The organism is Candidatus Enterococcus wittei, assembly GCF_002140175.1.
Taxonomy (GTDB): domain Bacteria; phylum Bacillota; class Bacilli; order Lactobacillales; family Enterococcaceae; genus Enterococcus_B; species Enterococcus_B wittei.
In genome coordinates this window covers 244,853-258,055 of record NZ_NGMO01000003.1, presented here as the reverse complement: position 1 = coordinate 258,055, position 13,203 = coordinate 244,853, and the positions used below count along the sequence as shown (strand labels likewise).

General features: G+C 37.4%; 13 protein-coding genes. 6 read left to right on the top strand and 7 right to left on the bottom strand.

Annotated features, from left to right (window positions below):
- Window positions 1-247: 247 nt before the first annotated feature.
- Entirely contained in the window at window positions 248-1,051 is an 804-nt protein-coding gene (locus tag A5844_RS09105; protein WP_086284873.1) for a DUF2238 domain-containing protein, read from the bottom strand.
- Window positions 1,052-1,336: 285 nt separating this feature from the next.
- On the opposite strand from A5844_RS09105, the gene A5844_RS09100 reads away from it, so the two are divergent.
- On the top strand, window positions 1,337-2,869 hold the full coding sequence (locus tag A5844_RS09100) for a flavocytochrome c (protein WP_086284872.1): 1,533 nt from the start codon (window positions 1,337-1,339) through the stop codon (window positions 2,867-2,869).
- 199 nt (window positions 2,870-3,068) lie between these two features.
- On the opposite strand, the gene A5844_RS09095 is transcribed toward A5844_RS09100, so the two are convergent.
- The 6 genes from A5844_RS09095 to A5844_RS09070 form a co-directional block, all read right to left on the bottom strand.
- Entirely contained in the window at window positions 3,069-4,052 is a 984-nt protein-coding gene (locus A5844_RS09095) for an NAD(P)H-quinone oxidoreductase (protein ID WP_086284871.1), read from the bottom strand.
- Window positions 4,053-4,054: 2 nt separating this feature from the next.
- Window positions 4,055-4,705, bottom strand: coding sequence for an SDR family oxidoreductase (locus A5844_RS09090; protein WP_086284870.1), 651 nt, complete (start codon window positions 4,703-4,705; stop codon window positions 4,055-4,057).
- Window positions 4,706-4,984: 279 nt separating this feature from the next.
- Window positions 4,985-5,599 carry an ECF transporter S component gene (locus A5844_RS09085; RefSeq protein ID WP_086284869.1) on the bottom strand — a complete coding sequence of 205 codons (615 nt, stop codon included), beginning with the start codon at window positions 5,597-5,599 and terminating at the stop codon, window positions 4,985-4,987.
- Between the two features lie 16 nt (window positions 5,600-5,615).
- A complete protein-coding gene (coaC, locus tag A5844_RS09080; protein WP_086284868.1) occupies window positions 5,616-6,167 on the bottom strand; it encodes a phosphopantothenoylcysteine decarboxylase in 552 nt (183 codons plus the stop codon).
- A 12-nt stretch (window positions 6,168-6,179) separates the two neighbouring features.
- Window positions 6,180-6,908 carry a phosphopantothenate--cysteine ligase gene (locus A5844_RS09075; RefSeq protein ID WP_086284867.1) on the bottom strand — a complete coding sequence of 243 codons (729 nt, stop codon included), beginning with the start codon at window positions 6,906-6,908 and terminating at the stop codon, window positions 6,180-6,182.
- A complete protein-coding gene (locus tag A5844_RS09070) occupies window positions 6,905-7,894 on the bottom strand; it encodes an acrylyl-CoA reductase family protein (RefSeq protein ID WP_086285253.1) in 990 nt (329 codons plus the stop codon). The genes A5844_RS09075 and A5844_RS09070 overlap by 4 nt, the downstream gene beginning before the upstream one ends.
- A gap of 230 nt (window positions 7,895-8,124) precedes the next feature.
- Between A5844_RS09070 and A5844_RS09065 the strand changes: the two genes are divergently transcribed.
- From A5844_RS09065 to A5844_RS09045, 5 genes are read left to right on the top strand one after another with little or no spacing between them, the layout of a single operon-like run.
- Window positions 8,125-8,667, top strand: coding sequence for a helix-turn-helix domain-containing protein (locus tag A5844_RS09065; RefSeq protein WP_086284866.1), 543 nt, complete (start codon window positions 8,125-8,127; stop codon window positions 8,665-8,667).
- A gap of 16 nt (window positions 8,668-8,683) precedes the next feature.
- Complete coding sequence (locus A5844_RS09060; RefSeq protein ID WP_086284865.1) at window positions 8,684-9,769, top strand: ABC transporter ATP-binding protein; 1,086 nt, start codon at window positions 8,684-8,686, stop codon at window positions 9,767-9,769.
- Between the two features lie 11 nt (window positions 9,770-9,780).
- Complete coding sequence (locus tag A5844_RS09055; RefSeq protein WP_086284864.1) at window positions 9,781-10,587, top strand: ABC transporter permease; 807 nt, start codon at window positions 9,781-9,783, stop codon at window positions 10,585-10,587.
- Complete coding sequence (locus tag A5844_RS09050) at window positions 10,584-11,414, top strand: ABC transporter permease (protein ID WP_086284863.1); 831 nt, start codon at window positions 10,584-10,586, stop codon at window positions 11,412-11,414. Before A5844_RS09055 ends, A5844_RS09050 begins: the two co-directional genes overlap by 4 nt.
- Entirely contained in the window at window positions 11,411-12,484 is a 1,074-nt protein-coding gene (locus A5844_RS09045; RefSeq protein WP_086284862.1) for an ABC transporter substrate-binding protein, read from the top strand. Before A5844_RS09050 ends, A5844_RS09045 begins: the two co-directional genes overlap by 4 nt.
- Window positions 12,485-13,203 lie beyond the last annotated feature (719 nt).

Here is a 13,203-nt window from a genome sequence, read left to right as displayed (position 1 = left end):
ATTTGTCTTAGTATATTACCTTCCAAGATTTAAAATGATAATAATTTTTTGAAACTACAAGCATTTTACTGTAATATTTTGAGATGATTATTCAAAAAATTCTGATGGACAACTTAAATTTCTATACCGAAGGATTTTGTTTGAATGAACGGATATGTCTATTCCATTTTTAAAGGATTTTATGATACCTCTTTTATTCTTTAGAACAATAATAAAGATGTCGGTGGAATCCACCAACATCTATGTTTTATGTTTTTTTTCTTGGGATAAAATTACGGATAAAGGTAAACTTTCGATAATCATTTCGACTATACAAGTAACCAAAAATACTGAAGACAAGTGCACCGATAAAGTTTACGAACAAATCTTTCATCGTATCTAAAATACCAATGTCTAGATAACCCTCGTCAATGGTATACTCTTGTGTTTTCCCATTTTCATCCTTATATTGAATGACTGTTTCTGTAATATCGTTGATTGTGTAGACAGTGTTCTCCTCTTCACTAAGTTTGACACTATTGATTTGTGTAACGTAAGTGTCTTTTTGCATATCCAACTGAAACAGCTGATCTGCAGAAAATTCAACAAATTCCCACACGACACCGACTGTCATAGAAAAACAAAAGGAAACTAAGGCGAGTAATAACGGGGTAAGGTTCATTGTTTTGGTGTTTTTATTCAATAGATAAACTAAAGAAAAACCCACACCACCAGCTAAAAAACCGCTAAGGGCATGAAGCACTGTATCCCACATCGAAAAATAGCCATAAAAATCACTTAATTCCCCTAGAACGGTTGAGCTAAAAATAAATGATAATAAAATAATTTCTAACATATTTGGGATTTGGATCTTGAATATTTTTTCTAGGTAATAAGGGATTTCAAACAATAACAGGGTGAGTAGTAGAAGTAGGATATTTCCCATGTTCTGATTGATGATTTGATCGATCAGCATGACTACGACGATCACTCGTAAAATAATATAAATAGCATGGGTGACTTTTCCTGCGGATTTGCTTCCTTTAGTAAAAAAATGTTTAACAACTTTCATCTCTTAACTCCTTCATGATTCATTTAGATTATACTCGTACAGAAGATAAACCCCAAATTTTTTGTTTGTTAAAGAAACACCATTGCTTTTTTAGTGTAATTTCCTGGAGATCTCTCTTTTTGATCATAAGAAAAAAATGAATAGAAATCACCGCTAAATCCTTCTCACTTTAAAGTTATATGTTATTTTAAAAATATCTAATATTGGAAATTTAACGATGAACGGTTGAAATTGTGAAAAATATCACTTATCATGGAGTCATGTGTTTATTTTAGGAGGGAAAGAATGAAAAAGGTAATAAAAGGATTATTGACAGTTACAACAATCATCACACTAGGGGCTTGTTCTTCTGATACTTCACAAAAAGCTTCAAGCAATTCGTCTACAAAGGAAACGACAGAGGTTTCATCTGGTGCTTCTGTTCAAGCATACACAAATCCATCAGAGATGAAAGATTCCTATGATATTGTCATTGTTGGTGCTGGTGGAGCAGGTATGGCGGCGGCTATCGAGGCAAGCGATGCTGGACTAAACCCAGTGATTTTTGAAAAAATGCCTGTAGCAGGAGGCAATACATTGAAGTCTTCAAGTGGGATGAATGCTTCAGAAACAAAATTCCAAGAAGAAGAAGGAATCACAGATTCCAATGATGCTTTTTATGAAGAGACGCTAAAAGGAGCAAATGGAACAAATGATAAAGAATTACTCCGCTATTTTGTGGATCATTCAGCGGATGCGATCCATTGGTTAGATCAAAATGGTATCAAATTAGATAATTTAACGATTACTGGTGGAATGAGTGAAAAACGGACTCATCGTCCTTCCGATGGTTCGGCGATTGGCGGGTATTTGGTAGATGGTTTGTTGCGCAATGTTCATGAACGCAACATTCCGATTTTTGTAAATACAGAAGTCAAAGATATTAAGAAGACGGATGGGATCGTCAACCAAGTTACTGTTCAAGTGCAGGGAGAAGAACCAAAAGATATTACAGGTAAAGCAATTGTTGTAACAACTGGTGGTTACGGAGCCAGTGAGGAACTAATCAATAGCTATCGTCCTGATCTAAAAGGTTATGTGACGACAAATCAAATAGGATCAACTGGTGATGGGATCAAGATGATCGAGAATTTAGGAGGACAAACAGTGGATATGGATAAGATTCAAATCCATCCAACCGTCCAACAAGATGAAGGAGTCCTGATTGGTGAAGTGGTACGTGGCGAAGGGGCTATCTTAGTCAATCAAGCAGGCGAACGGTTTGTCAATGAGATGAATACCCGTGATAAAGTTTCTGCGGCAATCACTGCACTGCCAGAAAAATCTGCTTACTTGATTTTTGATCAAGGAGTACGTGATCGTGCGACAGCTATTGAATTCTATGATGAAAAAGGCTATGTGACTGCTGGTGAAAGTATCGAAGAATTAGCAGAAAAAATCCAGTTGCCGTCAGAAACATTGGCAAAAACTGTCACTACTTGGAACGAAGAGGTAGCGAACAAAGAAGATACAGCATTCGGCCGTACCACAGCGATGGACAATGACCTTTCTAAGCCAAAGTATTATGCTATCAAAATCGCTCCAGGTATCCACTATACGATGGGCGGAATAAAAATCAATACGAATACTGAAGTATTAGATAAAGAAGAGCAACCAATTACTGGACTTTATGCTGCAGGGGAAGTCGCTGGTGGCCTGCATGGAGAAAATCGTATCGGAGGAAATTCAGTAGCTGAGATCATCATTTTTGGTCGTCAAGCGGGTCAGCAAGCTGCACAATTTGCTTTTGATAGAATAGAAACACTACGGTCTGAATAAGATACTTCTTTAGGACTATGATACAATTATTTAGTTTTAGAATGAACTGGTGATAAATAAAAAAATAACCCGAAGGATTCAGAAAAGAACGAAACTCTTTTCGAATTCTTCGGGTTTTTTATGATCGTTGGACTAGGTTCATTATGTTTTTTAGTTATTCACCGATCAATGAATTGTGTTCATTGTGCCTTTACAACAGTTATTCACTGATTGTAAGAATGATTTTCCCTATATTTTTATTGGCTTCCATGTACTCCTGTGCTTCCTTGGCCTTCTCGAATGGAAAAGTTCGATCAATGATTGGACGGACCTTATTTGATTCAAAGTAAGGATCGACCTCGCGCATAAATTCTTGTGTCAAATTCGCTTTATATTCATCTGATCTAGGAGTCAGTAACGTACCGATCAATTGGATACGTTTTTGTAAAAGCAGGCTAATATCGACTTTTTCAACGATTGTTCCGCTTAACAGTCCAATCAAAATCCAACGGCCATCGACAGCGATGGAAGCAAGATTTTTTTCCCAATAAGATGCACCGACAAAATCCAAGATGACATCGACGCCTTGTCCTTCAGTAATGCGCTGGATCTCTTTAGCAAAATCTTGGGTTTTATAATTGATGCCTTCGTCAGCACCTAGCTCTTTACAAAAGGCTAATTTTTCTTCGGAACCAGCGGTAACAATGACTTTGGCTTGAGAAAGTTGTTTTGCTAATTGAATCGCAGAAGTACCGACACCGCTTGCTCCAGCATGGATTAAGACGGTTTCTTCTTTTTGAAGATTTCCTAGCCAGTAGAGAGTTTGATAAGCTGTCAAAAACACTTCCGCAATACCAGCTGCTGCAATATAATCCACAGATTCAGGCAATAAAATCGCACGATCGGCAGGCATAACAGCATACTCCGCATATCCCCCAAGATTGACCAACCCATACACTCTGGTTCCTTTTGAAAATTCGGAGCGCCCACTGGCATTTTCAATAACTTCTCCTGCTACTTCAACACCTAGTATAGGATAAGGAGGTTGTAATTCCTGGTTTTCCCGCCGCATGATATCGGTACGATTCACGGCTGCCGTGTGGACTTTGATCAACAGTTCGCCTTTTTGTGGAACAGGTACGGGAACATTGATTTCTTCTAAGACCTCGGCTGAACCAGGATGTTTGATGGAAATGGCACGCATGTTTAAACCTCCTTGGCTACATGAGCTAAAGCATCAGAGACAGAAGAGGATCCTTCAGATAAAACAAGTGTTGTGCGTGTGATTGCTGGTTGATCGACTAATTCTGCTAAGACTTCAGCGACTGTTTTTCGAGTAATCGTTTTAGCCATCTTATCACCTGGTTTTGTTAATTGAATTGTTGTGATCTCTTCGTCGTTGGTTAGCGAAACCGGTTGGATGATCACATAGTCTAAATCAGTGTGATTCTTTAACCATTCATCTGCATAGTGTTTGGTAATATAATAATCGATCATAGACTCAGGCCATTTTGCACGGTCGTCGGCAAAAGCTGCGCTGATCATCAAGTAACGAGGAACCTTTGCTTCTTCGGCTGCTATCATGGTTTTGATGGCACCATCTAAATCGACTTGTAAGAGATTTTTTCCTTGAGAACCCGCAGTAAAAATGACGATGTCCATCGTTTGGAATGTTTCGGCCATTTTTTCTGTAGGCCATGTAAGGTCAAAGGAGACATAAGAGATGTTATCCTCTTTGATAATGGACTGAGTTGCGACATCTCTAACTCCTGCATATACTTGGTGTTCAGTCGTCGCTAGTTTTTGTATCAAGTGCCGACCAATCTGTCCATTTGCACCTACTACGAAAATATTCATTTCACTCATCCTTTCCAGATTCATCTGTAACAGTAATCGTAACACCAAATGATAAAAAAAACAGGATGAAACACTTGTGGGAACAAAGAACAAATAAAAAAATATGTACATCGTGCCCTTCAGTAACATGGTCATTGAAAAATAAATTTCTAAGATAGTTGATAGTGTTCATACTGCTGAAGGGCTAACGATAAGTATTCTTGAACAAAATATTCATTGTATCCAAGATAGCGTAACGAGAAATATTTATTTGGTTTTAAACAAGGAATACAACAAGCGTTAACGGATTAACCGCAATAAGATACTAGAGACTGCTACAGTCGTTATCCCTGCGACAATTGCTTCAGGAATACCACTAGTGAAGATTACTGTAAGGACTGCGGAATAGACAGCATCGACATTCGTGCCAAGTACCTGTGCATAATCTTGCTGGAAAAGAAAGTAGATCATATTCATAACAAAGATCGTATTCGTTAGAGAACCTGCAATTCCTGCAATAAATAAAGAAAGAGGATTGGCTTTCTCCTTTGTGATTTTTTTCATTCCATGATAGACAAAGTAAGGAACAATACCAATCAAAATACGTGGGATGAAGGCAACAAGCAACGCTTTCCAACTTCCTTGATCTGTACCGATCACTGGAATAAAAGGAGAGAAGGCAAAAGATAAAGGACCGGGAAGCATCGTACTACGAATCACACTGATCAATCCAAAAGTGCCTCCAAGAAATGCGCCAAGTCTAGGACCTAGAATAATTGAAGCAATGATGACAGGGATGTGCATCGTGGTTGGGGTGAGTGGTCCTATGGGTATAAATCCTAATGGTGTTACAGCTAATAAAATTAAGATTGCTAAAAACATAGCCGTCAAAGTAAAAGTTTTTGTATTTTTCATAATAACTCCTTTTGCCTCAAGCTTGTCGCTGATTCAGCAGTAAGCTGACTTGTTCTATAATCGTTGGAATATCTGCCAAGGCACCTTTGCCATAATCACCACAAGCTAAAAGTGCTTCTTTTGGTTCGATTTCTTGATAACCAATTTCTTTCAATGTAGCTAGATTTTTTTGATTAATCGGATGATGATACATATTAGTGTTCATAGCTGGCGCAATCAATTTAGGTGTCTTAGGTAGTAGAGCCATAGCAAAAGTTGAAAGTAAATCATCTGCGATACCATTTGCTAGTTTACCGATGACATTTGCGGTAGCAGGTGCAATCAAGAATAAGTCAGCTTGTTTGGCCAACTCAATGTGATTGATCACTGCTGGATTACTCTCTTGCATGACATCAGTATGGACAGCACGTTTTGATAAAGATTGTAGGGTCAACGGTGTGATGAATTGTGTACTGCTTTTTGTCATGATGACATCTACCTGATAGCCTGATTTGACCAATTGACTAGTGATATCTGCACTTTTATAAGCCGAGATACTACCAGATACGCCTAATAGGATTTTTTTCATTTTGACTTCACCTCAGTTTAGAATATTTGCCACGATTCGTTGGGCAATTTCTTGTTTTGTATGAGCTTCTTCGATGCTACCAGTTGCAGAAATCAGATAACCGTGATGTTTATTTTCACTGATCTGAGTGAGATCGTTGGCAAAAACAAAGTCTGTTTGATTGGTAGCCAAGCTTTTCTTGGCAACAGAAAGTAGGTGTTTTTTTGGTACATCAACAAGTAATTTAAACCCTACGATTTTTGCTTTCGGTTGCCATTTACGCAAAAAGCCAATGATTTTTGGTGTTTTCTTCAAGGCAACAAATAAGTAATCGGTATCTGAAGAAATCTTGTCTTGATTGTCAGTCAATTGTTCACTTGTTGTCAACCAGTCGTGTAGGTTAGCAGATGTTAGCGGATCTTTGGTCAAACGCTCAGAAAATTGCGTTTCTGAGAGGCTGAAAGCTGGTGTGAAATCACTGACAGCCATACTATGGATGATGGCATCGTATGTTTGTTCTTGAAGAAGTTGTTCTAATGTATGGAATAAATCGCTTGTTGACTCGATAATATGGAACCGTAAATGATCAGACAGCTTAGGTTTGGCAACAAATTTAGTTGTTACATAATCGATCTGGACAGGGCCCTGAGCGATAAAAGCTTCAGCAATCGCTTTTCCTAAACGACCACTGGAATGGTTAGTGATAGAACGCACTTGATCAATTTTCTCTTTCGTACCACCAGCTGTAATTAATATCTTCATATTGATTCTCCTACTTTAACAAGGGTTCGTCCTTGATGTGTGCCTTCAAGGATATGTTTAGTGGTTTTTGGTACTGCATCTAAGGTGATTTCTGTCACTAACAGTTTATCAGTAATAGACAATTCTGCGAGTTGGCGCCAGACGTGAAGACGTTGTTCATGAGAAACATTGACCGAATCAATACCAATTAATTGGATATTGCGCAAAATGAAAGGTAAGACACTAGTAGATAATTGGATTCCACCCGCATTTCCACATAAAGCAACTGCACCATCATAAGCGACTAAAGGCAATAAGCGAGTCAACTGTTCGCCTCCAACTGTATCAATAACATAAGCAACTTGCTGTTTATCTAAAGGCTTCGTTTTTTCAGGTAAGAAGTCATCTGGATGGACGACTTCACTTGCCCCAAGTTTTTGTAACCAAATTTGTGTGTCTGCTTTCCGAGAAAAAGCTGTAATCGATTGGAAGCCTAACTTGTGTAACATGGCAATTGCCACACTACCGACACCACCGGAAGCTCCTGTAACGATGATGGGATCTGTTGGAGACATTCCTTGCTTAAGTAAAGCGTTCACACATAAAGCAGCAGTAAAACCTGCAGTACCTAAAATCATCGCTTGGCGTAAATCCATGGTTTCAGGAAGTGGGACCAACCATTCTCCTGGAACAGCTTGATATTGGCTATATCCTCCTGGTTGGCTAACCCCTAGACCATAACCAGTGGCTAATACACGATCACCTGGCACAAAACGAGGGTCTAAGCTTTTGACCACGATGCCTGCTAGATCGATACCAGGAGTCATCGGATAATGACGAATCACTTGTCCGTTTTCAGTGCAAGCTAAGGCATCTTTATAATTCACATCAGAATAAGCAACTTTGACTAGAACGTCATGATTCGTCAGCTTAGGTAGTTCAGCTGAAACAATCGCTGTTTGAAAATGAGGTTCATTCGTTACTTGTAATTGTTTAAACGTATTCATTTTTTTTGCATACACTCCTTTCAAAATTTTCTTCTATCATACCATAAAGCGGTTCACTTTCGTTCAGTTCGATTTATAATTTATTCTTAAATGTACCACTTTGGTCTTTGAAATAATTGATTAGAAATCTGTAGAAAAAGGGTTGTATTTTCAAGAAAAATTTGTATACTAATACAGGTGATAGTAAACTCTAAGTTTACTATTAGAAAACTTCATGTAGGAGGAAAGCTATGGAAATTGGTGAGAAGTTAAGAAATCTTCGTATCCGTAAGAACTTGACACAAGAAGAACTAGGCGAACGAACCGATTTATCTAAAGGCTATATTTCACAATTAGAACGAGATTTAAGTTCACCATCAATGGAAACATTTTTCTCTATTCTTGAAGTGCTAGGGGTCACCCCCGAGGAATTTTTTCATCAAGACACATCCAACGTGCAAGTTGTTTATTCAAAAGAAGATCGTACCGTTTACTTTGATGAAGAAAACGGGTATGAGTTGCAGTGGCTTGTCGCAGATTCAAATGAAAAAGAGATGGAACCTGTAATATTGACTTTTAAAAAGGCTGGAGAGTATAAAACTTTTGAGCCATCTTTGTCTGAAACGTTTATCTTTGTCTTAGAAGGGGAGTTAGCGTTAAGCTTAGGAGAAGAGGAATACATTGCAAAAAAAGGACAAACCATCTATTACCAAGCAACCAAACAACATCAATTGCGCAATCATCAAGAAAAACAAACAAAAGTACTAATCGTGGCAACGGAATCGTACTTGTAATATAGGAGGCAGAGAAGTGGGGCAACCAATCATATCATTTGATCAAGTCGTAAAGAGATACGACGATGAAACCATTTTAAAAAATATTAGTTTTGAGATCGAGCAAGGAAAATTTTATACATTATTAGGACCATCTGGTTGTGGGAAAACAACCATCCTTCGAATTATTGCTGGTTTTACAGAAGCGACTGAAGGGGATATTTATTTTGAAGGAAAACGATTGAATGATCTGCCGGCTAACAAACGCCAAGTCAATACTGTTTTTCAAGATTATGCACTTTTTCCACATATGAATGTTTTTGATAATGTGGCATTTGGTCTGAAGATCAAAAAAATGCCAAAATCAGAGATTGAAAAAAAGGTGAAAGATGCATTACGAATGGTTCAATTACCTGGGTATGAAAATCGAGAAATCAGTGAGATGTCTGGAGGGCAACGCCAACGTGTAGCGATTGCACGAGCAATCGTGAATGAACCTAAAGTTTTGCTGCTAGATGAACCACTTTCTGCACTGGATTTGAAGTTGCGTACTGATATGCAATACGAGTTAAGGGAATTACAACAACGTTTAGGTATCACGTTCATCTTTGTCACTCATGATCAGGAGGAAGCATTGGCGATGAGTGATGAGATTTTTGTAATGAATAAAGGACGAATCGTTCAAAGTGGAACACCTGTGGATATTTATGATGAACCAATCAATCATTTTGTGGCAGATTTTGTTGGTGAAAGTAATATCGTTGATGGTGTGATGATCGAAGATAATTTAGTCGAATTTGTCGGTAAACGTTTTGAGTGTGTCGATAGTGGTATGCGGACCAATGAACCCGTCGAAGTAGTTTTACGTCCAGAAGACCTCACCATCACGACACCTGATCAAGGAAATCTAGTCGTAACAGTTGATACACAGCTATTTCGTGGCGTTCATTATGAAATCATTTGTTATGATGAGCAACGTAATGAATGGATGGTGCACTCAACGAAAAAAGCTCGTGAAGGAAGTAAAGTAGGTTTGGCATTTGATCCAGAAAATATTCACGTGATGCGTTTCAATGAAACGGAAGAAGAATTTGATGCACGACTAGAAAGCTATGAAGAATAGGGGGACTTCACATGAAAACAATGCGTAGAATCTACTCTATCCCTTATGTCTTGTGGCTAGGATTGTTTGTGATTGCGCCAGTACTATTAGTTATCTACCAATCATTTTTTGACATGAACGGACAGTTTACCTTAAGTAACTACGCCGCTTATTTCACTTCAGGAACCTACCTTTCCATGACACTTAACTCCGTTTGGTATGCGTTTTTGATTACTTTATTCACTTTACTGATCAGCTATCCGACAGCCTATTTTTTATCGAAACTAAAACATAAACAACTATGGCTGATGCTGATCATTTTACCTACATGGGTGAATTTATTGCTGAAAGCTTATGCATTCGTTGGGATTTTCAGTGCCCATGGAAGTGTCAACCATTTCTTTGAATTTATTGGAATAGGCCCCTACCAAATTTTGTTTACTGACTTTAGTTTCTTATTTGTGGCCACTTATATCGAAATTCCATTTATGATTATGCCGATTTTTAATGCATTAGAAGAGATGAATCCTTCATTATTAAGTGCCAGTCGCGATTTAGGTGCGAATAGTTTTGAAACTTTTCGCAGAGTCATCTTTCCTTTGTCACTCAATGGTGTGAAAAGTGGGGTACAAGCAGTGTTCATTCCATCTCTATCGCTATTCATGTTGACTCGTTTGATTGGTGGAAACCGTGTAATCACACTAGGAACCTCGATCGAACAACATTTCTTAGTGACCCAAAACTGGGGGATGGGTTCAACGATCGGTGTGATTCTGATTATTGCTATGTTTGTAGTTATGCTTTTGACAGGTGAAAAGAAAAAAGGAGGACGCTCATGAGAAAAAAATTCAAGTGGTCGTATCTCTACTTAGCAATAGTGTTTTTATTGCTGTATCTGCCCATTTTTTATTTGATTTTTTATTCCTTCAATGAAGGTGGAACTATGAATCAGTTTACTGGTTTCACTTGGGAAAATTATCAAGCAGTATTTGAAGATACCCGTCTGATCATCATTGTATTGAATACATTCATGTTGGCCTTCTTATCTGCTTTATTGGCAACGATCATTGGTACATTTGGAGCAATGGGTATCTACTACACCAAAAAGCGAAGAGCAAGAACAGCGTTACTAAGTATGAACAATATCTTGATTGCTTCTCCTGATGTCATCATCGGTGCAAGTTTTTTGATTTTCTTTACATTATTAGGCTTCGGTTTAGGATTTCAAAGTGTTTTGCTTTCACATATCGCCTTTAGTATTCCAATCGTTGTCTTGATGGTTTTGCCTAAATTGCAAGAAATGAATGATTCGATGGTGGATGCTGCTAGAGATTTAGGAGCGAATAACTTTCAAGTGATTAAAAATATCATCTTACCTTTCTTATCACCAGGAATCATCGCTGGCTACTTTATGGCATTTACTTATTCATTAGATGATTTTGCAGTGACCTTCTTTGTGACAGGCAATGGCTTTACGACTTTATCTGTAGAGATCTACTCAAGAGCTAGACAAGGAATCAGTTTAGAAATCAATGCGCTCAGTGCTCTCGTCTTTTTATTCTCTATGGTCTTAGTCATCGGGTATTACTTCATCAGTAAAGAAAACCGACCAAAACGTTTACGGAAAAATCGTCGAGTACCAGAGGAGGTGGCACGTCTACGATGAAAAAATTACAATCACTGTTCATCGGGATCATTGCGATCATTGTGGTCTTAGTCATAGGTGTGAATCGACTGGAAAAAGCCAGTGGCATGAGTGGTGCAAAAATCGTGACGATCTACAACTGGGGAGATTATATCGACCCTAGTCTGATCACCAAATTTGAAAAAGAGTATGGCTATAAAGTCAATTACGAAACATTTGATTCAAATGAAGCAATGTTTACGAAAATCCAACAGGGAGGCACTGGATACGATATTGCCATTCCCAGCGAATATATGATCCAAAAGATGATTGAAGAAAAATTAGTGCTACCTTTAGATCATAGAAAAATCATAGGGCTAAACAACATCGATGATCGTTTTTTGAATTTAGACTTTGATCCGAATAACCGTTACTCGATTCCTTACTTTTGGGGAACATTAGGGATCGTCTACAATGATAAAGTATTTAGTGAAGACGAAATCCAACATTGGAATGATTTGTGGAAACCTCAATTAAAAGATAGTTTGATGTTGATCGATGGGGCCAGAGAAGTTATCGGTTTTTCTTTGAACAGTTTAGGTTATTCTTTGAATAGTAAAGATATGGATCAATTACTTGAGGCTTCAAGGAAATTAAATAAATTGACCCCTAATGTGAAAGCTATTGTCGCAGATGAAATTAAAATGTATATGATCAATGAAGAAGCTTCTGTAGCCGTTACTTTTTCTGGCGAAGCTGCAGATATGATGTATGAAAATGAACATTTACATTATGTGATCCCAACAGAAGGCTCAAATCTTTGGTTTGATAATATCGTGATTCCAAAAACAGCGAAGAACCAAGAAGGAGCTTACGATTTTATCAATTTCATGCTTGAACCAGAAAACGCTGCTCAAAATGCAGAATATATCGGCTATTCTACTCCTAATAAGGCAGCTAAAGCGTTATTACCAAAGGAAATCTCAGAAGACGAGCAATTCTATCCTTCTGATGAGACCATTTCACATCTTGAAGTCTATGAAAACCTAGGACCTAAATATTTAGGTATCTACAATGATTTATTCTTGGAGTTTAAGATGTATCGGAAATGATGGCAAAACTCAGTGAAACTGGGGAAAACTCAAGGATCAAAAGCCGTTATTTACGTGCTTTTGAAAACTCAGTTTTCCAAATTTCTACCAAAAGCGTCTTTTTAGGCGCTTTTTTTTGTGTTATTTTATTTTTTCTACCAGAGATTTTCTACCAGAGGAAATATTGACATACAGGAGTTTGAAAAACTTTGGAGAATAAAAAGCAATAATTTGATCCTCAAGCGAATCTAATTAGCTACTTAATGAGAGATAGGTTTGGAACAGAAATAGGATTGAAGGAATGGGCTATAATGAAATTTAGGAAGGAATCAAACCAATCGTATAGAGAAAAAACTCATCAGAAAAATTTCTCTAGTGATTTTTTTAGATGTAAATGATTATTTAAAATAGTTTTAGTAAAAAGATGAATTCCTCAAGATTGAAGCGTTAAGATACTTGTAAAACTATCTTTTGTCTATTGGACTAAAAGCACTAAGAATGAATCTAGGTAACACTAAGTTACCTCCTTTTGGTCATTCATGCTATCCAGAAATTAATGATATTATAAAGGTAATGGAAATATAGCTAAATTAGTGAAAAAATTGATAAAGCCAACTTGCTACACGTAAGACAAAGATTAAATAAATAGGTACTAAAATAATAAATATCATGTTATATTTGAATATTAAATATAGGTAATCCCAAATATTTGAATACAATTTAAATTGTATTCGATGGAG

Bases quoted from the DNA above. Each gene is read 5' to 3' on its own strand.
- A5844_RS09105 (WP_086284873.1), bottom strand. From the start codon at position 1,051: ATGAAAGTTGTTAAACATTTTTTTACTAAAGGAAGCAAATCCGCAGGA.
- A5844_RS09095 (WP_086284871.1), bottom strand. From the start codon at position 4,052: ATGCGTGCCATTTCCATCAAACATCCTGGTTCAGCCGAGGTCTTAGAA.
- A5844_RS09085 (WP_086284869.1), bottom strand. From the start codon at position 5,599: ATGAAAAATACAAAAACTTTTACTTTGACGGCTATGTTTTTAGCAATC.
- A5844_RS09055 (WP_086284864.1), top strand. From the start codon at position 9,781: ATGAAAACAATGCGTAGAATCTACTCTATCCCTTATGTCTTGTGGCTA.
- coaC (WP_086284868.1), bottom strand. From the start codon at position 6,167: ATGAAAAAAATCCTATTAGGCGTATCTGGTAGTATCTCGGCTTATAAA.
- A5844_RS09090 (WP_086284870.1), bottom strand. From the start codon at position 4,705: ATGAATATTTTCGTAGTAGGTGCAAATGGACAGATTGGTCGGCACTTG.
- A5844_RS09075 (WP_086284867.1), bottom strand. From the start codon at position 6,908: ATGAAGATATTAATTACAGCTGGTGGTACGAAAGAGAAAATTGATCAA.
- A5844_RS09045 (WP_086284862.1), top strand. From the start codon at position 11,411: ATGAAAAAATTACAATCACTGTTCATCGGGATCATTGCGATCATTGTG.
- A5844_RS09100 (WP_086284872.1), top strand. From the start codon at position 1,337: ATGAAAAAGGTAATAAAAGGATTATTGACAGTTACAACAATCATCACA.
- A5844_RS09050 (WP_086284863.1), top strand. From the start codon at position 10,584: ATGAGAAAAAAATTCAAGTGGTCGTATCTCTACTTAGCAATAGTGTTT.
- A5844_RS09065 (WP_086284866.1), top strand. From the start codon at position 8,125: ATGGAAATTGGTGAGAAGTTAAGAAATCTTCGTATCCGTAAGAACTTG.
- A5844_RS09070 (WP_086285253.1), bottom strand. From the start codon at position 7,894: ATGAATACGTTTAAACAATTACAAGTAACGAATGAACCTCATTTTCAA.